Source organism: Pradoshia sp. Z6_59 (assembly GCF_058267515.1).
On the sequence record NZ_JBZCPP010000001.1, the window covers coordinates 1 to 21888 of the forward strand.

General features: G+C 38.7%; 24 protein-coding genes. 19 read left to right on the forward strand and 5 right to left on the reverse strand.

Annotation, left to right across the window (positions count from 1 at the left end; translation table 11 throughout):
* The first annotated feature begins 605 nt into the window (after positions 1 to 605).
* Both AC4D4B_RS00005 and rsgA read left to right on the forward strand, forming a co-directional pair.
* Entirely contained in the window at positions 606 to 1166 is a 561-nt protein-coding gene (locus AC4D4B_RS00005) for a histidine phosphatase family protein (protein ID WP_490998832.1), read from the forward strand.
* Positions 1167 to 1448: 282 nt separating this feature from the next.
* Positions 1449 to 2537 carry a ribosome small subunit-dependent GTPase A gene (rsgA, locus tag AC4D4B_RS00010; protein WP_490998833.1) on the forward strand — a complete coding sequence of 363 codons (1089 nt, stop codon included), beginning with the start codon at positions 1449 to 1451 and terminating at the stop codon, positions 2535 to 2537.
* Between the two features lie 229 nt (positions 2538 to 2766).
* Here rsgA and AC4D4B_RS00015 read toward each other — a convergent pair whose 3' ends face one another.
* Entirely contained in the window at positions 2767 to 3690 is a 924-nt protein-coding gene (locus AC4D4B_RS00015) for an alpha/beta hydrolase (protein WP_490998834.1), read from the reverse strand.
* A gap of 133 nt (positions 3691 to 3823) precedes the next feature.
* Positions 3824 to 4459, reverse strand: coding sequence for a class I SAM-dependent DNA methyltransferase (locus AC4D4B_RS00020; RefSeq protein ID WP_490998835.1), 636 nt, complete (start codon positions 4457 to 4459; stop codon positions 3824 to 3826).
* 179 nt (positions 4460 to 4638) lie between these two features.
* Here AC4D4B_RS00020 and AC4D4B_RS00025 point away from each other — a divergent pair, with 179 nt between their 5' ends.
* The 3 genes from AC4D4B_RS00025 (at position 4639) to AC4D4B_RS00035 (ending at position 8449) form a co-directional block, all read left to right on the forward strand.
* Positions 4639 to 4881: a YqkE family protein gene (locus AC4D4B_RS00025; protein ID WP_490998836.1), complete on the forward strand. Its 243-nt coding sequence runs from the start codon at positions 4639 to 4641 to the stop codon at positions 4879 to 4881.
* Positions 4882 to 5119: 238 nt separating this feature from the next.
* A complete protein-coding gene (locus AC4D4B_RS00030; protein ID WP_490998837.1) occupies positions 5120 to 6817 on the forward strand; it encodes a methyl-accepting chemotaxis protein in 1698 nt (565 codons plus the stop codon).
* A 132-nt stretch (positions 6818 to 6949) separates the two neighbouring features.
* Positions 6950 to 8449 (forward strand): aminotransferase class V-fold PLP-dependent enzyme, encoded by a 1500-nt coding sequence (locus AC4D4B_RS00035; protein ID WP_490998838.1) that lies wholly within the window; start codon positions 6950 to 6952, stop codon positions 8447 to 8449.
* 55 nt (positions 8450 to 8504) lie between these two features.
* Here the strand turns inward: AC4D4B_RS00035 and AC4D4B_RS00040 are convergent, their stop codons facing one another.
* A complete protein-coding gene (locus AC4D4B_RS00040; protein WP_490998839.1) occupies positions 8505 to 9425 on the reverse strand; it encodes an aldo/keto reductase in 921 nt (306 codons plus the stop codon).
* A 64-nt stretch (positions 9426 to 9489) separates the two neighbouring features.
* Positions 9490 to 9624, reverse strand: a complete 135-nt coding sequence (gene mciZ / locus AC4D4B_RS00045; RefSeq protein WP_490994001.1) for a Z-ring formation inhibitor MciZ — start codon at positions 9622 to 9624, stop codon at positions 9490 to 9492.
* An 80-nt stretch (positions 9625 to 9704) separates the two neighbouring features.
* On the opposite strand from mciZ, the gene AC4D4B_RS00050 reads away from it, so the two are divergent.
* Positions 9705 to 10256 carry an NUDIX domain-containing protein gene (locus AC4D4B_RS00050; RefSeq protein ID WP_139891700.1) on the forward strand — a complete coding sequence of 184 codons (552 nt, stop codon included), beginning with the start codon at positions 9705 to 9707 and terminating at the stop codon, positions 10254 to 10256.
* Complete coding sequence (locus tag AC4D4B_RS00055) at positions 10256 to 11431, forward strand: endonuclease Q family protein (RefSeq protein ID WP_490998840.1); 1176 nt, start codon at positions 10256 to 10258, stop codon at positions 11429 to 11431. The genes AC4D4B_RS00050 and AC4D4B_RS00055 overlap by 1 nt, the downstream gene beginning before the upstream one ends.
* Positions 11432 to 11475: 44 nt before the next feature.
* On the opposite strand, the gene AC4D4B_RS00060 is transcribed toward AC4D4B_RS00055, so the two are convergent.
* Positions 11476 to 12045, reverse strand: a complete 570-nt coding sequence (locus AC4D4B_RS00060; protein ID WP_490998841.1) for a GNAT family N-acetyltransferase — start codon at positions 12043 to 12045, stop codon at positions 11476 to 11478.
* A 137-nt stretch (positions 12046 to 12182) separates the two neighbouring features.
* Between AC4D4B_RS00060 and spoIIM the strand changes: the two genes are divergently transcribed.
* The 12 genes from spoIIM to AC4D4B_RS00120 all read left to right on the forward strand — a co-directional run bounded on the left by spoIIM (position 12183) and on the right by AC4D4B_RS00120 (position 21887).
* A complete protein-coding gene (gene spoIIM, locus AC4D4B_RS00065; protein ID WP_490994005.1) occupies positions 12183 to 12824 on the forward strand; it encodes a stage II sporulation protein M in 642 nt (213 codons plus the stop codon).
* Positions 12825 to 13002: 178 nt separating this feature from the next.
* The gene (gene fur / locus AC4D4B_RS00070) at positions 13003 to 13488 is read left to right on the forward strand and encodes a ferric iron uptake transcriptional regulator (protein ID WP_490994006.1); all 486 of its coding nucleotides are present in this window, start codon (positions 13003 to 13005) and stop codon (positions 13486 to 13488) included.
* 112 nt (positions 13489 to 13600) lie between these two features.
* Positions 13601 to 13831: a YqzK family protein gene (locus AC4D4B_RS00075; protein ID WP_490994007.1), complete on the forward strand. Its 231-nt coding sequence runs from the start codon at positions 13601 to 13603 to the stop codon at positions 13829 to 13831.
* A gap of 6 nt (positions 13832 to 13837) precedes the next feature.
* Positions 13838 to 14728, forward strand: a complete 891-nt coding sequence (gene xerD / locus AC4D4B_RS00080; RefSeq protein ID WP_490998842.1) for a site-specific tyrosine recombinase XerD — start codon at positions 13838 to 13840, stop codon at positions 14726 to 14728.
* Between the two features lie 315 nt (positions 14729 to 15043).
* The gene (gene deoB, locus AC4D4B_RS00085) at positions 15044 to 16219 is read left to right on the forward strand and encodes a phosphopentomutase (protein WP_490551301.1); all 1176 of its coding nucleotides are present in this window, start codon (positions 15044 to 15046) and stop codon (positions 16217 to 16219) included.
* Between the two features lie 14 nt (positions 16220 to 16233).
* Positions 16234 to 17058: a purine-nucleoside phosphorylase gene (locus AC4D4B_RS00090; protein ID WP_139891702.1), complete on the forward strand. Its 825-nt coding sequence runs from the start codon at positions 16234 to 16236 to the stop codon at positions 17056 to 17058.
* Positions 17059 to 17856: 798 nt separating this feature from the next.
* Entirely contained in the window at positions 17857 to 19035 is a 1179-nt protein-coding gene (locus tag AC4D4B_RS00095; protein WP_490998843.1) for a D-alanyl-D-alanine carboxypeptidase family protein, read from the forward strand.
* Between the two features lie 123 nt (positions 19036 to 19158).
* Positions 19159 to 19509, forward strand: coding sequence for an anti-sigma F factor antagonist (gene spoIIAA / locus AC4D4B_RS00100; RefSeq protein WP_490994011.1), 351 nt, complete (start codon positions 19159 to 19161; stop codon positions 19507 to 19509).
* Between the two features lies 1 nt (position 19510).
* The gene (gene spoIIAB, locus AC4D4B_RS00105; RefSeq protein WP_490998844.1) at positions 19511 to 19957 is read left to right on the forward strand and encodes an anti-sigma F factor; all 447 of its coding nucleotides are present in this window, start codon (positions 19511 to 19513) and stop codon (positions 19955 to 19957) included.
* A 13-nt stretch (positions 19958 to 19970) separates the two neighbouring features.
* Complete coding sequence (gene sigF, locus AC4D4B_RS00110; RefSeq protein ID WP_490994012.1) at positions 19971 to 20726, forward strand: RNA polymerase sporulation sigma factor SigF; 756 nt, start codon at positions 19971 to 19973, stop codon at positions 20724 to 20726.
* A 137-nt stretch (positions 20727 to 20863) separates the two neighbouring features.
* Entirely contained in the window at positions 20864 to 21481 is a 618-nt protein-coding gene (locus AC4D4B_RS00115; protein WP_490994013.1) for a stage V sporulation protein AA, read from the forward strand.
* A complete protein-coding gene (locus AC4D4B_RS00120) occupies positions 21474 to 21887 on the forward strand; it encodes a stage V sporulation protein AB (RefSeq protein ID WP_490994014.1) in 414 nt (137 codons plus the stop codon). The genes AC4D4B_RS00115 and AC4D4B_RS00120 overlap by 8 nt, the downstream gene beginning before the upstream one ends.
* Position 21888: the final 1 nt, after the last annotated feature.

Consider the following 21888-nt stretch of genomic DNA (forward strand, 5'->3'; position numbering starts at 1 on the left):
GGCATACCCAAAAACAGTATAGCATATAAAAAAATGAAATATACAGAGAGATATTGACAACCTATTAGCTGGTTTAGTTCAAGAAGGAATATCTGAACTATACATATTGTGGAATGTAAGGGTGAGTAGATGATTAAATATATTAAAAGTATTAATAATACTTTTTTTACAGTAACACTATCTAGCTTAGCTGTGTATTTAGGAAATAAAACAAGAGATATTGATTTACCTGGTTTTCTGTATGTAGCTTTAGTTTCGTTAGCAGGCCTCATAATAACTTCTTTGATAATTCATTCGAAAAAAAGGAAGGAAACACACAAAAAATAAAAAATCAGGCTAACTTCTCCTGCTTCTTTATGCGGTTATAAATTCTTGATAGATTCTCATACTCGTTTAATCGCTCAATTTCTTCACCTTCCAACTGATGTAGCTAAAAAGTTGTGGAGTGAGCGTGGTGAAATTTATAAACGGGAGCGTTGATCCAAGGGTGAACTGCCCCGTTCTGTTGAACTCTTTATGTTACTAAAGGGGCCAGGTTAGCTGAAGAAGGAAATTGTTAGCGATGTTGAAATACATAAAGAAAAATAAAATGGGAGATGGCTTTTTTGGTAACTAATTTGTACTTAGTAAGACACGCACATTCAACATATACGCCCGATGAAATTGGAAGACCTTTGTCTACTAAAGGTTTTACTGATGCAGAGAGAATTAGTGACATTCTTGAATACGAAAATATAGAGGTTATTATTTCTAACCCCTACAAAAGAGCTGTTCAAACAGTCGAGAGAATCGCAAAAGACATAGGGAAAGAAATTATAATTGAGGAGGGCTTTAAGGAAAGGACCTTATCTTTAAAGCCGGTTGAAGACTTTAATATGGCTATAACAAAAGTATGGGAGGAACCCACATTTTCTTGGGAAGATGGAGAATCAAATGTTATAGCTCAGAAGCGTGGTATTAAGGCATTATTAAAGGTATTAAAAATGTATGAAGGTAAAAACATCGCAGTGGGAACACACGGGAATATAATGGTACTTATAATGAATTACTTTGATAGAATATATGATTTTAGTTTTTGGAAAGGCCTAGATATGCCAGATATTTATAAATTAACTTTCGATAATGTAAATTTAAAAGAAGTAAATAGGGTTTGGAATAGGAAATAGGAATGTTATTAACTATCGGGCGTTGATTAAAGAAAGATTAGGGTCCTTTTATATTAAACTTCTTATTGTAGAAACGGGGCAGGTTAGTGGAAGAACATTGTTTAATTTGTGTTGAACATTAGAGTTGGATTGTACTAATATAAAACTTATAAGTAATGAAAGGAGCTGCTGTGTTTATGTATAGCAAGCGAAATGTGGAGATTGTAACAAATAGGGAGGTATGCACAAAATAAACTAATGCATAAAACCTCCCAAAAGTTATTATCTAAACTTTAGGAGGAAATGAAATTGAATAATATTGATATGAAAAATTTAGGACTTACTGAAGAATTCATACAGGAGTCTACAATATATAAAGACCTTTTTATTGGGCGAATTTCATCACAATCTAAAAATTTATATAAGGTGATTACAGAAAGTGGTGAGGTTGTTGCTGAGATATCCGGTAAGTATCACTATAATGTAACAGGAATTTCTGAATATCCTGCTGTTGGAGATTTTGTTATGATCGACAGAACAAATAATTCAAAGGGGAACGGAATTATTCATCATATACTTTCACGAAAAAGCGTGTTTAGACGTAAAATGGTAGGAACCAAAAAAGATATTCAGATTGTCGCTACAAATATTGATACGGTTTTTATTTGTATGTCACTGAACAATGATTATAATCTGCGTAGACTAGAGCGTTATCTTTCTATCGCTTGGGACAGTGGTGCAAACCCAGTTGTTGTACTTACAAAGTCAGATTTATGTGATGATATAGCATCAAGACTTAATGAAATATATTCTATTGCAATTGGTATAGATGTGATTGTTACAACAAATACTTCTGATGAAGGATGCCAATCTTTAAAAAAGTATCTTTCAAATGGGAAGTCAGTAGCGTTTATAGGTTCATCTGGAGTTGGGAAATCAACCTTAATTAATTGCCTTATCGGCCAAAACTTATTAGATACAAATGAAATAAGGAATGATGATAAAGGCAAACATACTACTACAAGCCGTGAATTAATTATGTTGCAAAATTTAGGTGTTGTTATAGACACTCCTGGTATGAGAGAGCTTGGAATTATAAGTGCAGATTTAACCAAGTCTTTTTCTGATATTGAAGACCTTGCTAATGATTGTAAATTTAATGATTGTACACACCAACATGAGCCAAACTGTGCAGTACAAAAAGCAATGAAAGATGGATTTTTGTCAATTGAAAGGCTAGAAAGCTACTGGAAACTAAAAAAAGAGACTAAGTATCAAGGTTTGAATTCTAAAATGATTGAAAAAGAAAAGGCAAATGAAATGTTTAGTAGCATAGGCGGCATGAAAAATTTCAAGAAATTTAAAGAACAAAATAGAACGAAAAGAAGATGAAGTTTTATAGCTCTTTGAAGTGAAAAATAGGTAACAGCTCGATGTTGAGCTGTTACCTTATTTTTTGGTAAATAGTATAGTTAAATGAGATTTTATTTATAATATTTGTGAAGTAATGTACTTAAACAAACGTGGGCTTTAGTTGAATAACGAGTACAGCCACCACTTCCTTCCAGGCGGTGTCTGTATTCGCAACCTAGAAAACAAACAGCCATAAAAAAGTGCCACCCTAAAAGAAAGGGGGCACATGTGCTTTGAGAAAAGCATCGATTACTTTTTCATAAGCTTCAGGGTTCGTATTATAGGATTGGGCGTGTTGGCCTTTTTCGGCCAGGTACAGCTGTTTTGGTCCTTTTTTGTGTTCATATAATTCCTCGCTCATGGTTGAGGGGATATATGCATCCTCTAAACTATGGATAAAAAGAACAGGGCTTTTTATATTCTCTACTGCCTTTAAAGGAGAAACCTCTCTAAATGAATAGCCATCTCTCCGTTTAAGCCACCAATCCCCAAAGGGGAGAACCATCCATTTTGGAAGATGGAAGTCTTTTTTTAGCCGGTAAGCAATTTGCTCGGAGAATTCGGAGAATGGACAATCCGCTATGTAAAAATCAGCTCCATCCTCAACGGTGCCTGCATATAGTAACAGGGTGACCGCACCCATCGATTCACCATGGATGCCAAGCAAAATATCATGACCCTTTTGAGCCTTTAATTCATCTACAATAGCGGCAAGGTCGTCTTTTTCATAATACCCGTAGCTGCTTGTTTTTCCTTCCGAATCACCATGGCGGCGATGGTCATAAATGACGGTATTAAATCCTTTTTTGGCAAATAAATTGACATAGCGAATAGAATTCCACTTATTTTCAGTGATTCCGTGCGCAATGATCATCCATTTTTTTGATTCTTTATGTGGTTCTGTAAATATGGCATGAATCCGGTATCCGTGTTTGGACTGAATCCATTTCTCCTCCTGAGGCAGTTTTTGAAAGGAAGCAGTGTCAAAACGGCCTGCCTCGATTTCACGTTTCCGAACGACCTCCACATCTTTTCGTTTCATATACATAAGCATGTTAGAGAAGAATACACCAATACCGATTATGTATGTGATGATTACACCGAAGATAAAATACCATCTTTTCTTTTTCAAATGAAACCCTCCGAAAACACATTATCATCCTTTAGTTTACCATTCTGCAGAGAAAACAAACACAGAAATAATAGGCAGATTCACAAACGAAAAAAAACCCTATATTGCTATAGGGATAGAGGCTAGTATTTAATTATTGTTTAGTGGCATGCATGAGCCATACAAATTCATTAAGCTGTTCAAATGTTACGTGAAATTGATGCTTTTCCAGGATTGATTTCATGTAAGGAATCGTCGTGTAATATTCAGTTCGCAGATCCTCTGCTAATCGATCGAAATTGTTGCGATCAGCTTTATCAATGGCCGCCTGCTGATCCTCTTTCGTTAAAAACATCGTATCCGCAAAAACGATTTTACCGCCTGGTAGTAGAAGAGTGGAGTATAGAGCAAAAGCTTTCTCTTTTTCCTCATCGGTTAAATGATGAAAGGCATATGTGCTTACAAAGGTGTCGACTCCATTTTCAACTGGAAAGTGAAAAAAATCACCGTCTACAATGGATAAGGAGCCCAGCTTTTTCTTTGCCTTTTTTCTCATTTCTGTAGAAGGCTCGATTCCGAGAACTTGGTTCCCTTTTTCCAGTAGCCGTGCAGTCAAATTCCCTGTTCCAACTCCGAATTCGATTACAGACCCTTCCGTATGGGATGCAACTGTTTCAAGGATTTGTTCATAATGTAAAAAAACATCGGTATATTGGTCATCAGAACCGGATACCGTTTCATCATAATTAGCAGCCCATTCATCAAATAGCTGGTCAAATTCTCTGCCCATCATACCCCTCCTTTAGTTCCTAATAAATCATATCATATTTATATGAATAATATGGTATAAAGTTACAATTTTTACCTGAAATAAGAAAAAGGGATTAGAGGCTATTAAAAAGTATTAAACCTACCTGACTTAATTTGACTGACCTATTATAATAGAAAGAAAAAAGGAGCTATTATCCGATGATGAAACATAAGCCATCCAAGAAAAACGATGACGGCTCAATTAGCCTGGGAGATCTGCTTAATCAAGATGTTTTGGGCCAATTGCAGAATAAAAAAAGTGAATTAAAGGAAGAAGAGCAACGTCGAATACAGCAAATGGAAAAACAAAAGCGCGAGGAACGTAAACGCCGCGAGAAAAATAAAAGCTTTGAAGAGCTATTGAATGAGAGCAATCTGAACTGGAAGCAGTTTAAGGGCTAAAGGAAGGGACCGCCTAACTGTAATGCATTCTTAAAGGAAGTTGTAACACTACCTTTAAGAATGCATTGCGAAGCAGGGTGGTCTTTTTTTTTATTTGCACGAGCCAATAGTTCTACTCACTTTTGACTATCAGCCTGCAAAAATCATAGGTTTCTTCATAAAATGGTTACATATTACGTCGAACTGGCCGATATAGATAACGGGAAGATATATCGGAAATTATGGAGGAATTTTGAAAATGAATATCAGGCGGAAAATCGTTATTACTTTTATCAGCGTTACTGTTTTAAGTTTAATAGTTGCTGCTGTTCTCGCTTACAATCTGTATTCGAATGAAAGGCGCATTCAGGATATAAATAAGAGTTCTTTAAAGATTGTACTACATACAGATCAAATGAAAGTGAATGTTATACAGGTGCAGCAGGTATTCAAAGGAATCAGTGCGACGAAAGGCTCGGACGCGATCGATACATATTCGTTGGCTGATACGTATGCGGAAGAATTTAAGAATCATGCAGAGGAATTAAAAGAATTGGGTGTATCATCTGGAAAATTGGATTCGTTAGCAGATTCCTTTACCGAGTTTTATCAATCCGGGCAGCTAATGGCTGAGAGTTTCACAGAAAAGGGGATAGAAGCTGGTAATGAGTCTAAGGTGATCTTTACTCAATTTGAACAAACCATGGAACAGCAACTTGTTGATTTACAGAAACAGGCTGTTGATGGAATTCATAAGGATATAAATCAGTTGACAGAGCAGACGAGAAAGGCATTAACGACTGCGTTAACGGTTTTTGTTATGAACCTAGCGATCGGCTACACCATGGTTTATAGAGTGACACGTCCGGTTACGCGGGGAATAGAAAAGTTATCTAAGCAAGTCATGTTGATTGCCAAGGGAGATTTAACAAAACCAATTGTTGCAGAAACAAAGGATGAAGTCGGTACACTTGCGAGTGGAATGGAACAAATGCGTACAGAGCTTGTGTATTTAATAGGTGCCATCAAGGAATCATCTGATAAAATCCATGCCAATACCGTTAAGATGGCAGAGGGTACTCAGCAAACCGGTGTGGCTGCTGATCAAATTGCCACCACTGTTTCGTATATCGCATCCGGAATTGATACTCAGTCACATAAAGCCAACCATATCTTTGAGACAATGGTAAATATCACAAAACAGGTTGAAACAGGGACCTATTTTACAAAAGAAACATTAGGCAATGCCGAGGAATCATCCGTTATAGCAAGGGATGGACAAGTGATGATTCTTGAAGGACTACAGGTATTAGTAGCACTTGGTGATGATATTGCTCATGCCAATGAACAAGTGAAGCATTTAGGCGAACGAGCAAATGAAATTGAAAACATTATTCGGTTTATTACAGATATTTCGGCCCAAACGAACCTATTGGCTCTAAATGCCGCTATTGAAGCCGCAAGAGCGGGAGCGCAAGGGAAAGGCTTTGCTGTAGTGGCAGATGAGGTACGTAAGCTGGCAGAACAGACAAATAAGGCTACTGAAGAGATCAAGGATTTAATTAATAAAATTCAAAAAGACACATTTAACACCATGAACGTTATGGAAAATAATTTAAATCAGTTCCGTACTCAGGTTGATACAGTGATGGAAGGCAGCAGTACGCTGACAATCATAAATGATAAGGTCGGATATACAAAGAATCATTTAGAGAAATTAACTGAGTCCTTTCAAATGATTAATGAAGATGTTAAGAGAGTGGAGGGCATGATCGAAGAGACATCCACAACCATTCAGGAATCGGCGGCTTCTGCCGAAGAAGTTTCTGCATCCGCAGAGGAACAGAATGCGATGGTAAAAGAGACAGCTGAATATGCTAGTGGACTAGCTCAGATTACAAATGAACTTATTGCTCTTACAGGGAAATTTAAAACTGAGAAATCAATGGAAGAATAATTAAAGGCCCTCATCACTGAAAAAGTGATGAGGTTTTTTTTGTGAAAATCACTATTTTCTCCACTGTCAATAACCAATAGGCCATTTATTCATATACTGTTACTGACTTATGCAGATAGAAGGTGAACAGGATTGCTGAGGGCAAGAATTGGAAATCATCAGCGAGAATGGTTTGGAGAGCTGGAGCAATATTTCCATGGATTTCGCAAACATATTATAGGAAATGATCAAACGTTCTCAACCCCATACGGAGAAAAGCCGATTATATATGCGGATTGGACAGCAAGCGGAAGATTATATAAACCGATAGAGGACAAAATCACGAAGGAATTTGGGCCATTTATGGCAAATACCCATACGGAATCAAACCAAACCGGCTCGTTCATGACGAATGCATATCATCACGCGAAGAAAATCATAAAAGAGCATGTAAATGCAGATCCAGATGATGCGATTCTCCTTGATGGCTTTGGCATGACGTCGGTCATTAATAAATTTCAACGTATACTTGGTTTGCGCGTGTCGGAAAAATGGGAAACGAGGCTTAAACTAGAGCATGAGGAACGACCGGTTGTATTTACTACTCATCGAGAACATCATTCCAACCATACCTCCTGGCTTGAGACGATTTCCGATGTAGTTATCGTAGAACCTGATCGAGAAGGGAATGTGCGTCCGGAGCAATTAGATCGGCAGTTACAAACGTATTCAAACAGACCGTTGAAAATCGGTGCTTTTACGGCATGCTCCAATGTAACCGGACTCATTACTCCATATTATGAACTGGCACGTGTGATGCATAAGCATGGCGGTATCTGTGTAGTTGATTTTGCTGCGAGTGCCCCCTATGTAAATATGAATATGCATCCCGGGAATCCTGCAGAACAGCTGGATGCGATTTGTTTTTCACCGCATAAATTCCTGGGAGGACCCGGGACGAGTGGTGTTTTAATTTTTAATAAAAATCTGTATCACAATCACATACCTGACCATCCTGGCGGCGGCACAGTCAATTGGACGGATCCGTGGGGAAACAAAAGCTATTATGAGGATATTGAAACGCGGGAGGACGGTGGAACACCAGGAATCCTGCAATGCATTCGAACAGCATTATGTATAAGGCTAAAGGAGGAAATGGGGGTAGACAATATGTTGGCAAGAGAGAAAGAATTGCTTTCCATCCTTCTTCCGGGATTGTTATCCATACCTGAAATTAAGGTTCTTGAACCAGAGAAAGAAGAACGATTGGGGATTATTTCATTTATGGTTCCGGGGGTACACTATAATCTAATTGTCAAATTATTAAATGACCGGTTTGGAATACAGGTGCGGGGCGGTTGTTCCTGTGCGGGAACGTATGGGCATTATTTATTGGGAATCTCCAAGGAGAGTTCCAAACAAATCATGGAATTGGTTGATCAGGGCAATTTAGCGGTTAAACCTGGATGGATTCGATTTTCTATTCATCCAACCATGACGAATGCGGAAGCCTACCAATTTATTTCAGCTATGAAATGGATTGTTGATCACTTGGAAGAGTGTCAGCAGGATTATGTGTATGATTCAAAGACGAATGATTATTTTTATTGTGATTACCAACGGGAAGATTTTGATTGGTTATTCTATGTATAGGAAAAAATTAAGAAAAGGAATCAGGCTATTTAGATGGAAATAGCCTGATTCCCGTTTAATCGCGATGTGTCTCATATTTATTTGCTTTAGTTAAGGAACGCAATAGTTCCAGTTCTTCGGCGGTTAACGGTTTGCTGTTTATAGCCTTCATATTTTCAAGTAATTGTTTTTCGCTGCTTGCCCCGGGAATCACAGCAGCTACCGCTTTAGAAGAGAGAATATATTGTAAAGCCAGTTCATTCATGGAACGGCTCGCTAATTTTTCTTGAATGGATGGAAGCAGAGACTCTAGCTCCTCATATGTATAGTCTAAATATCCATTTTCTCGGATAGAGTCGGATGCTTTATTTAACATTTCCTCTGTTAAAAGGCCTTTTGCTACAGGGCCTCTGGCAATGATGCTGATTTGATGATCCTCCAGTAACGGCATCCATTCCTCCGCTCTTCGATCGAGAAGGCTGTATTGCATCATGACCGAGATGATGCCTGAGTGGTTTGCAAATTCCTTGATGACATTGGGACGGATGGAGGAAATGCCGTACTCACGTATATACCCTTCTTTCTTTAATTCTTCAAAGGCGGAAATGGTTTCATCCAGGGGATCGTCTATTGTACCACCATGAAGCTGGTATAAATCGATATAATCGGTCTGCAAACGCTTTAGGCTATCCTTTACGGCCTGCTTAATATAGGTTCGCGAAGGGTCCCAGGACCATGAAGTTTTCTCGTCATTCCATCTGTTACCTGCCTTCGTAGCCAATATCAGGTTCTGTCGATATGGTTTTAACACCCTTCCGACTATCTCCTCATTAAGGCCAAAATCATACAAATCGGCTGTATCAAAATAGTTGATTCCGTGTTCGATGGCTGTCTCCAGTATTAGACGGGCTTGTTTTTCGTCTTTGCCGAGAGACATGCATCCAAGTCCCATCTCCGTAACATATAAGTCAGATTCTCCAATTTGTCTCTTTTTCACAGGAAATCTCCTTTCGCTATTACAGTTTGTCTTTTCTTTATTGTAATAGAAGGAGTTAAATCCGTCATTTTATTTGCCGAGCGGCCTGCAGCCAGTCCTTGACATACACATATTGATTGCCATATTGCTTTAATTTCGCCTTTACTTCCCAAGCTTTTCCGCTCAGAATGATTTGATTGTCACTGATCCATATTTTCATAACGCACCCCTTTGGACATGCTATATGGTAAAATGTATGAACAGAGGAATGCTTTTTAGAACAAAAGGAGAGATTTAACGATGTACAAATATGAAGAGAAAACGATCAAATCAGAACCTATTTTTAAAGGAAGAATTCTAGATGTACGCGTGGATGAAGTGCTTCTTCCGAATGGAAAGACATCGACCAGAGAATTAATTAAACACCCTGGAGCGGTCGCAGTAATTGCCGTGACAGATGAAAATAAGCTCGTGCTTGTTGAACAATACCGTAAGCCGATGGAAAAAGCGTTAGTTGAAATTCCTGCCGGTAAATTGGATGCCGGTGAAGATCCAAGAGATTGTGTGGTTCGCGAGATGGAAGAGGAAACCGGATATGCTTGCGAGTCCATTGAACATATTATTTCCCTTTACACATCGCCTGGATTTGCAGATGAGATTGTACATATTTACCTGGCTAAGGGTCTTTCTAAAAAGGAAGATGCAAGAGGCCTGGATGAGGATGAATTCGTTGACTTGATGGAAGTCACATTGGAAGAGGCTTTGGAACTGATTAAAGAAGAGAGAATTCAGGATGCCAAAACAGCCTATGCGGTTCAATATTTACAGCTCCAAGAGGCACTGTCTAAATAATGAAGACGTATTACGCAGATTTTCATATTCATGTGGGGAGAACGAAATCTGGGAAGCCTGTCAAAATTACAGGAGCGCGGACCTTGACGATTTCAACTATTCTTGAATATGCTGCGACAAGAAAAGGACTTGATATGGTTGGAGTCATCGACTGTCATGTTCCTGAGGTGATAGAAGAACTTAAGGAGCTCATGGCAAAAGGAGAGATGAAAGAACTCGAGGGCGGCGGTCTTCAACATAAGGACGGCACGGTTTTGATTCCGGGCAGTGAGATTGAAATCAATGATGAAAACTGCAAAGGGCCCATACATGTGCTGGCTTATTTCCCTACTCTTGAAAAAATGAAGCTGTTTTCGGAATGGTTTGCAGCTAGAGTTAAAAATAATACTCTCAGCTCTCAGCGTATTTATGAGAGTGCTACCGTATTACAGAAAAAAGTAAAGGATTTGAGCGGGTTATTTATCCCTGCGCATATCTTTACTCCCCATAAAAGTTTATATGGCAGAGGGGTCTTAAAGAGCTTAGGTGAGGTTCTGAATCCAGACTGGATTGACGCTGTTGAGCTGGGACTCAGTGCAGATACTGCTATGGCATCCAGGTTAAGCGAGCTGAACCGCTATCCCTTTTTAACAAATAGTGATGCCCATTCATTACCAAAGCTGGCACGTGAATATCAAAAACTGTTGCTGCAGGAGCCTAACTTTACCGAATGGCATAAAGCACTTCAACAAGAAGATGGCCGTGCCATTTTAGCTAATTACGGACTGAATCCGTATTTAGGTAAATACCATGAAACAGTTTGCGAGAATTGCGGCGAAACTCTAGCTGTGTATTCAGAGCGCTGTCCTTATTGCGGCTCTAATCAGGTGACACGTGGAGTAGCCGAACGTATCGGTGATCTTGCAGATGCAGAGCCGGGAGATGTTCCGGAGGAGAGACCGCCTTATATTCATCATATTCCGCTTGAGTTTATTCCAGGGCTCGGTCCAAGAACGTTGGATAAACTAGTAGCTGGCTTTGGTTCAGAAATGGCTGTAATCCATGAAGCCAGCCTGGACGAGCTAAAGAGGTTGGTCCCTGAAAGAATAGCCATGCTCATCTATAAAGCACGGGGTGGCACATTGTCTTTGCAAAAAGGTGGAGGCGGTATTTACGGTAAAATTATTACGGATTAATGAAGAAAATGGGCGTGAATAGCATTCATAGCCCTTTTTCTATTTTACAAATCATTTCTGATTTTAGAGAAAATGCATGTGTCACGGAGGGAGGTGCCTGTGGAATCATAGCTGTCGTGTCTTAATGTCCCTTCAAGAGTGTAAGCCAGTTTTTCAGGAATCCGTCTGGAGTTTATGTTTTTTGGATCACAGCGAATTTCCACCCGGTTAGCCAGTAATTCATCGAATGTAAAGTTCGTCAATAATTCAACAGCCTCCGTCATATACCCTTTTTTAGTGTAACGAGAATCCATCCAATATCCGATCTCGAACTTTCTTGTTTCCCAATTCATTCTATGTAAACCGGTGGAACCAAGGAAGATATCATCTTCTTTTCTCATTACATAAAGACGTATATCTTCTCTTAAAATAAACTCTGCCTGTGCTCTTCGTAAATTTTCCTCCGTCTCCTCTAATGTCTGATCCCGATTAGCCCAGGGCATCCAGGGTTTTAACTCTTCTTTTGAATCCAATATGGCATCATGGACCATAGGCCCGTCTCCCGGCTTGCAAGAACGCAGATAAATTCGGTTTCCATCAAGTCTTTCTGGTATGTCCAGCAGAATCGGATTCATGCCAATATCCTCCTTTTGTGTAAATTAAAGAGATTGTATCATACTATTTAGACTAGTAAGAATTTATTTTTTACTAGAATACAATCTCTAGTAAATACATAGAATCTAGTAATGGAACCGGAGAGGAGAATTCCCCTGTGAAAAAATCGTATTATAAAAGAGCTTTACTTTTTAATATTAAAGATCATTTATCTATTTTCATTTTTATTATGGTCCTATTCCTGATGGGAATCATTTTTGGGGCAATCATTGTCAACAGCTTATCTTTAACTCAGAAAGAGGATCTGTTTTATTATTTGTCTCAGTTCTTCGGAGAATTAAAGCAAGGGAAAGTCAGTGCAAGCAGTGAAATCTTCATCTACAGCTTTAAGGAGAATGCGAAGTTTATTATCTTAATGTGGATTCTAGGAATCTCGATTATCGGGTTACCAATGATTTTAATTCTTCTTTTTATAAAAGGAATCGTGATCGGTTTTACTGTCGGTTTTCTGGTTAGTCAAACAGGGTGGCAGGGTTTTATGCTTGCGTGCGTATCAATTTTACCTCAGAATATCATCCTTGTACCCGTAACCATTATCATGGCCTCCTGCGCGGTCGTTATCTCAATTAAAATGATTAAACGCCAATTTTTAAAATCAAGCCGCGAAAAATTAAGGCCTTATTTTTTTCAGTATTCTCTGTTGCTTGGGATGGCCTTAGTGTCTTTTGTCGTTGCAGCCTTGATTGAATCCTTTTTATCACCAGGACTAATGAAAGCGGTAATTGATAATATGGGTTAATAATTATTATTAAATAATAATCATTATTATAAGTTGTTTATAATTATTATATTTTACATGGACGTATTTTTTGCTATACTATAAATGGTGATAGAAGGCCGGACTCATAATCCCTTTTGCCTTCTTCTATAATATGATGATGAAATCCGGACAGATTCAGCGGCGAGGAGGAAAAGGGTTGGAATCTAGATTAGATCGAATAAAAAAGCAATTACATTCTTCAAGTTACAAGCTGACGCCGCAGCGAGAGGCCACGGTTAGAGTGTTGCTCGAGAATGAAGAAGACCATTTAAGTGCAGAGGATGTATATTTGCTCGTTAAAGAAAAAGCACCGGAAATCGGTTTGGCAACTGTATATAGAACGCTTGAATTGCTTACTGAGCTTAAAATAGTAGATAAAATTAATTTTGGTGATGGGGTTTCCCGTTATGATTTGCGACAAGAGGGAGCAGCGCATTTTCATCATCATTTAGTCTGTATAGAATGTGGAGCAGTAGATGAAATTCTTGAAGATTTATTAGATGATGTAGAACCGATTGTTGAACAGAAATTCAGATTTAAAATTAAGGATCATCGTCTAACATTTCATGGGATTTGCCATCGCTGCCAAGATAAAAAAGAAGAGCCGGAGACTGCAGGGTCCGGGAATAACCATGCAAGATAAGCCTTTCCGTTATGGAAAGGTTTTATCTTTTACTCATAAAACGTAGATGATACGTATAAAACATGTCCAAACAGGCATAAATTGATAAAAAAGCCTGGAGGACTAGAGAATTATGAGAAACTTGATTAAATTATTTTGGCAAACAAGCAAGGTATTCATCATGTTTGTTGGCTTTACGATATTATTTTATTTTGCTATTGTTTGGTTTAATGAGGAATATGAAAATTTTCATCGCTATGACGAGCCTAAGGGAACGGCTGTAAAGGTTTTTCAATCCATCAATGATGAAGGGGAGCCTGGATGGAGGGAAAGACTCTTTCTATTTTATTTAGACGGGGAGTGAATGAAAATGAAAGATCCATTACAGGATTTTATCCATTATTTATCAATTGAAAAAGGGTTGGCTAAAAACACCCTATTATCGTATAAACGAGATTTGGATTCCTATTATAAGTTTTTGAAAGCTCAACAAATCGAGAACTGGAAGGATGTTTCCCGTGTTCATATTGTCCAGTTTCTGGGTAAATTAAGGGATGATGGGAAATCATCCAAAACGCTGGCACGCCATACAGCATCGATTCGATCCTTCCATCAATTTTTATTAAGGGAACGTATTTCGGAGACGGATCCGTCTGTCCTGATTGAAAGCCCTCATACTGAGAAATCATTGCCAAAGGTTTTGAGCCAGGAGGAAACGGAGGCATTGCTGAATGCACCTAACCCAGCTGACGCTTTCGGTATACGGGATAAGGCTATACTAGAGCTGCTCTATGCAACTGGTATGCGGGTGAGTGAATTAATAGATTTAAATATTGATAATGTACATATAGAAATGGGATTTGTTCGCTGTATAGGGAAGGGAAGTAAAGAGCGAATTATCCCGGTGGGGCAAATGGCCCTTGATTCAATTACCACCTACTTAACATCAGGTAGACCCAGATTGGTTAGCCAAAAGAATAAATCGGATGCTTTATTTTTGAACCATCACGGCGGACGTCTCAGCCGCCAAGGGTTATGGAAAATCATTAAGAAGCTTGCCGAGCAGGCGAATATTCAAAAGTCATTGACACCGCATACCCTTCGTCACTCATTTGCCACCCATTTACTTATGAATGGTGCGGATTTGCGGGCTGTTCAGGAGATGCTCGGACATGCTGATATCTCGACAACACAAATCTATACACATGTCACGAATGTCCGTTTAAAGGATGTATACAGTAAGTTCCATCCTCGAGCTTAAAAGGGGATTCTCATTGTTTGGGTTTGTTACGGCGGCATCCAATAAGGGATGCCGTTTTTTATTTTTGGGCACGTTTTTAAAGAGAAATAAGCAGTAGGTCTAATTGACTTTTTGAATATTGCGTGAATACCGAAAAATAAAACTATTAAAATTTGGTAAACTTAAATTGGCAACGTTTCCCCGGTGATGTAAAATAAAGAAGTCAGACCTCTGACGCCTGCAACTTTTGACCCGTAAATTCTGCTGAAATTTATGGAAGATTACAGGCGCTGAGAAAGGGTAACCTACATATAAAAGAAGCTGGAGGTTTCATGTATGAAATTTAAGCGAGTATTTTTAACTGTAATGGATTCTGTTGGGATTGGCGAAGCGCCAGATGCAGAGAAATTTGGCGATAAAGGTTCAGATACACTTGGACATATTGCTGAAAAAATGAATGGGTTGAACATGCCTGTCATGGGTAAATTAGGCCTATCAAACATCAGAGAAATTAAAGGAATTCAAAAGGCAGAAAAGCCAATGGCTTATTATACAAAAATGCAAGAGGCTTCCAATGGGAAAGATACGATGACTGGTCACTGGGAAATTATGGGGCTTCGTATTGATACACCATTCCGTGTATTTCCGGATGGATTTCCACCGGAATTAATTCAGGAGCTGGAAGAAAAGAGCGGCAGAAAAATTATTGGGAATAAACCGGCGAGCGGTACAGAAATCCTGGTAGAATTGGGAGAAGAGCACGTAAAAACCGGAGCGTTAATCGTGTACACTTCTGCTGATTCCGTTCTGCAAATTGCAGCTCATGAAGATGTAGTACCTCTTGAAGAACTCTATCGCATTTGTGAAATTGCCAGAGAAATGACTCTACGTGAAGAGTATATGGTAGGCAGAATCATTGCTCGCCCATTTGTTGGAGAGCCTGGTGATTTCAAACGTACGCCAAATCGCCATGACTATGCGTTAAAACCATTTGGACGCACGGTTATGAATGAGCTGAAGGATAGCAATTTTGACGTAATCTCTATTGGTAAAATTGCTGATATCTACGATGGCGAGGGCGTAACAAAAGCGCTTCGCACAACAAGTAATATGGATGGAATGGATAAGCAGGTCCAAACATTGGATATGGACTTTACTGGCCTAAGCTTCCTGAACCTTGTTGATTTTGATGCCGTATTTGGCCACAGACGCGATCCTATTGGATACGGTAAAGCATTAGAAGAGTATGATGGAAGATTGCAGGAAGTACTGGATAAAATGAAGGAAGACGATCTGCTGATTATTACGGCAGACCATGGTAATGATCCGGTTCATCCTGGAACAGATCATACGAGAGAATACGTTCCTTTACTTGTATACTCCAAACAATTTAAAGAAGGTAAAGAACTGCCGATCCGCAGTACATTTGCGGACATTGGTGCAACCGTTGCTGATAACTTCGGTGTGAAAATGCCTGAGCATGGAGTAAGCTTCCTTAAGGAACTAAATTAAAAGGAGAGAACAGAATGTTTGAAAAAGTAAATGAAGCAGCAGCGCATATTTTAGAGGTATCCGGTCAAAAGCCTGAACTAGGATTGATTCTTGGTTCAGGGTTGGGAGTATTGGCTGATGAAATCGAAAATGCCACTGTAATCCCATACAGCGAAATACCTCATTTCCCAGTTTCTACTGTTGAAGGACATGCTGGCCAACTTGTTGTTGGTACGCTGGCAGGCAAAACAGTAGCGGCTATGCAGGGGCGTTTCCACTATTATGAAGGATATTCCATGCAAGAAGTTACGTTCCCAGTACGTGTTATGAAGGCAATGGGAATGACGCATATCCTTGTAACAAATGCAGCAGGCGGAGTAAATGAAAGCTTCAAGCCTGGTGATTTGATGATTATCACAGATCATATTAATTACATGGGCGCACACCCATTAATTGGACCAAATCACAGTGAGTTTGGACCAAGATTCCCTGATATGACAAGTGCTTACACAAAATCATTAGTGGAATTGGCAGAACAAGTTGCTTCTAAACAAAATATTGCGATTCAAAAAGGTGTTTACATTGGATTTACAGGTCCTACTTACGAAACACCTGCAGAAGTGAGAATGGCACGTATTTTAGGCGGAGATGCAGTTGGAATGTCAACAGTTCCTGAAGTTATCGTTGCTGCTCATGGAGGCATGAAAGTACTCGGTATTTCATGCATTACAAACATGGCTGCTGGAATCCTGGATCAGCCTTTGGCGCATGACGAGGTAATTGAAACGACTGAAAAAGTAAAATCTACGTTCTTGAACTTAGTAAAATCAATCGTATCAGAAATGAAAATTGAAGCTTAATAAGTTTTAACAGGAGGCTGTCTAGTAGTTTTTATTAGATGGCCTCTATTTTTTTATGGTTAATAATAGGAGTAAGATGCCGTGAGTAGTGACATATTAGGGTAAAAGAATAAATGAATTCACTTTGGCCTGATATAAATTGCTCTGTTGTCCAAATTTGGTTCAATCACTGTGTAAATCGTTCAAATGCTTACATGATCGCACAATCAACATGCACATCGCACAAAGGCTTACATAATCACTCAATCACTATGCAAATCGCTCAATGCCTTATATGATCGCGCAATCACGATATAAATCGCTCAATCACCGGAATTCCCGCTCAATTAACCTCATTTTTCGCTAATCTCCTTATGGTTCGCTCAATAAATTAAAATATTGCTCAATTCCTCTCAAAATCGCAACTATTACTATAAAATATCGCTCAATTGTTTATAGGTTGCCTGTTATATAGAAAATTTAAATACTGATTATAAAAAGCAGACTGAAAAGTCTTCACTTTAACCAATTTCCTTTAAAAATATGGATTTTTTTATGATTTACAGGCTTAAATTTCTCTCCTCTCGAGTTTTCCTCGATAATTTAATTTCAGAACATCTAATGTTAGTTAATATGGTTTCTACTAACACAGAGATAGCTAGAATTCCCTTTGAAATTAAGACTGCGTATTTAAAATTTTCATTCAAATTAGTCGGGTCCTAATCAGGAAATATAATTTTATCTGAGATAAGATTCTGGACTGTATAAAAGTAGTGTTGTTGGTAAAACTGGAATTTATCATGAGTAGGAGGTCTGTCCATGAAACGGTATGTTTCAGCTTTATTAGTAGTAGTGTTCACTTTAAGTATGTCTGTACCATCATTTGCAGCCGAAAAAACAAAAACGGCGGAATTAGATTTAGCACCTAAAACGAAGTCAGCAATACTGATAGAAAAGGATACGGGTTCTGTCATATATGATAAAAATAAAGATGAGCGGCTGTCTCCCGCCAGCATGACGAAGATTATGACCATGCTGTTAATCATGGAGGCATTAGATCAAAAGCGTATAACGATGGAAGATAAAGTTCGAACAAGTGAATATGCGGCCTCAATGGGTGGTTCGCAAATATTCCTGGAGCCAGGTGAGGAAATGACGGTTGAGCAAATGCTCAGAGGAATTGCAATTGGTTCAGGGAATGATGCCTCCGTTGCCATGGCTGAAAAAATTGCTGGAAGCGAAGAGGAATTCGTGAAAAGAATGAATGCCAAAGTGCAGGAATTGGGGTTGAAAAACACTAAATTTCAAAATTGCACGGGACTACCGACAACTGATCATTACAGTTCAGCCTTTGATATGGCGACCATAGCAAAAGAGTTACTAAAGCATGAGGAAATTACGAATTTTACAAGTTTATATGAATCTTATTTACGTGAGGATTCGGATAAAAAATTCTGGCTTGTGAATACGAACAAACTGGTGAAATTTTACCCTGGTGTGGACGGATTAAAAACTGGTTTTACACATCAAGCGGGATATTGCTTAACCGCAACAGCTAAAAAAGATAATTTACGAGTCATTGCAGTTGTATTTGGGGCTGAGAATCCAAAAGAACGAAATTCACAAATTACGCAAATGCTGGATTATGCCTTTGCTAATTATCAATCACGTCCGGTTTATAAGAAAGAACAGCCTCTGGCTCTTTTGAAAATAGAAAAAGGTCAACAGAAAAAAGTGAGTTTGGTCACAAGCGATTCAGTTTCTCTTTTAAATAAAAAAGGGGAAGACAAGGTGAATATCCGTCCGAATATCATATTGAAAAAAGACGTGCAGGCCCCAATCAAAAAAGGAGATCAGCTTGGTGTCTTAAAAATGATGAGAGACGACAAAGTCATTTCAGAAACCCCTCTTATTGCATCAAAAGATGTAAAACGAGCAAGCTGGTATGATTTATATAAACGTTCATTCGGCATGTTTACCCATACCGGCGACGAATAACCGTTGGTATGCGAAATTAAACGAATAGAAAGAGAATATCACTAGTTTTGTCTTTAAGAAGGAATTGAAGTGGAGCTTGGCGAAAATCACCACTATACTTTCTTTGAAGGGGGCAAAGGTACTGTGAGTCTAGAAATTGATATGAAGACTATTGAGGATATATTATGTATTCGCCTGAAGGGAGAATTGGATCATCATACAGCGGAGGATTTAAAGAACAAGGCATCTCAATTAATAGAAACTGGTGGCATTCGCCATATCATTCTAAATTTGGGCGAGTTGAGTTTCATGGATAGCTCCGGTCTTGGAGTGATATTGGGCAGATATAAACAAATTCAGCAATTTGAAGGGGAAATGATTGTTTGTGCCATCTCACCATCTGTCCATAGGTTATTTGAGATGTCCGGAATGTTTAAAATTCTTCGTCTTGAACCTTCGGAGGAAGCAGCTATACAGGGATTGGGGGTAGCGTAACATGAAAAACGAAATGGCTATAGAATTTTCTGCATTGAGTCAAAACGAATCATTTGCCCGGATTACGGTGGCAGCTTTTATCGCGCAATTGGATCCAACACTTGATGAGTTAACCGAAATTAAAACGGTTGTATCGGAGGCAGTCACTAACGCAATTATCCATGGCTATGAGGGAGACGCCAAGGGTAAAATCAATATCACTGCGATATTGGATCTTGAGGAAGAAAGAGTGGAGCTGACGATCCGGGATAATGGCATTGGAATCAGAGATATTGATGAAGCAAGGCAGCCTTTGTATACAACAAAGCCAGAATTGGAAAGGTCCGGTATGGGCTTTACCATAATGGAGAACTTTATGGATGAGATTTATATCGATTCATCCAGAGGTGAAGGAACAGAGGTAAGGCTTATGAAAAATCTTTCCAAAAGCAAAGCTTTATGTAATTAAGGAGACTAATACAATGGATGTGGAAGTCAAAAAGGGTAAAAAGACCGCCCAGCTTAAGGACGAAGAGGTAAAAACACTTATACTTCAAAGCCAGCAAGGTGACCAATTAGCTAGAGACGAAATCATCCAGAAAAACATGAGGCTTGTATGGTCAGTTGTACAAAGATTTCTTAACAGAGGATATGAACCTGATGATTTATTTCAGATAGGGTGTATTGGTTTATTGAAATCTGTAGATAAATTTGATTTATCCTATAATGTAAAATTTTCAACCTATGCAGTTCCCATGATTATTGGGGAGATTCAGCGTTTTATTCGTGATGACGGCACGGTAAAAGTTAGCCGTTCATTGAAGGAAATGTCCAACAAAATCAGAAGAGCGAAGGATGAATTATCTAAGCAATTCGGACGGACGCCAACCATTACAGAAATCAGTGAGTATTTGGATTTATCACCTGAGGAAATCATTATGGCACAGGAGGCCAGCCGATCTCCTTCTTCAATTCATGAGACGGTTTATGAGAATGACGGTGATCCAATTACCTTGCTGGACCAAATTGCAGATAGTTCAGAGTCAAAGTGGTTTGAAAAAATTGCTTTAAAAGAGGCGATCGCCTTATTGGATGAGCGAGAGAAACTAATAGTTTATTTACGTTATTATAAAGATCAAACGCAGACGGAGGTTGCAGAGAGGCTAGGAATCTCCCAGGTACAGGTATCTAGATTGGAAAAGAAGATTTTAAATCAAATGAAAGACCGTATGGACTAGAGTGCTGGTTCGTACGGTTTTTTTTTGCTAGTGGTTGCTTCTCTCTGAAACTAATTTGTGATTTTTGGTATGGTTCCTAAATTTTCTAACCATACTATAAACACATGTGAATTTAGGAAATGGGGATGAAAATATTCATGGAGGAATGTGTTTATATCCGTTTGAAATATCGGGCGAGAGTTTTGCCGAATCATCCGATAAGACTTTTGGATATTGCCAATATAATTGGGACAGACGAAGTAAAAGAAAAGGTAGGAAGTTTAATTCTGGGTGAATTTTCAAAGAATAAAAATGTTTTTATTCTGGATGTGACGGTTGTTCTCCAAGCGATTTTTCAGCATTTTCCCGAAATGAAAATGGATACCTATGGTCCATCACAAACCATTGTAGAGGTAGAACGTAAAACGAAAAAAGTATCGAACCTTTTGTTTATTCTTGTGTGGATTGTTCTATTTATAGGAGCTGGCTTTGCGATTATGAATTTCCATGAGGATGTCAGCATGAGGGAACTCCATGAGCGCCTCTATTATATGATTACCGGTAAGCATTCTGCAAATCCACTTGTATTTCAAATACCCTATTCATTTGGACTCGGAATTGGGATGATTTTGTTCTTTAATCATATTTTCACGAAAAGATTGAATGATGAACCAAGTCCAATGGAAGTAGAGATGTTTAACTATCAGCAGGATTTAGATCAATATATCATCATGAATGAAAACAAACATTCGATTACTTCTGTAAAAGATGATTGAGTTTATTTATGTGCTGATCGTTGGATTCTCAGGTGGGGTATCGGTCGGAGCCGGTTATGTGGCGTTTTTGACTGTCCTTAATATTATCCCAAGGCTTACACAGCTTACGAAGGTTCAGTCTGTTCATTATTTTGAAAGTGCGGTTATACTTGGAGCGATAGGTGGGACCATATCCAGCTTATGGGACTTTTCATTGGGGTTAACACCCATCCTCCTATCACTCATGGGCATATTTAGCGGTGTTTTTAACGGGATGCTGGCAGCAGCTTTGACAGAGGTTTTAAATGTCTTTCCAATCTTGGCAAAAAGAATCGGTATGCAGGATCGGATTTTATATATCCTGATGGCGCTTGTTCTCGGCAAAATATTGGGCTCACTATTTCAGTGGATTATTTATAATCAATAAA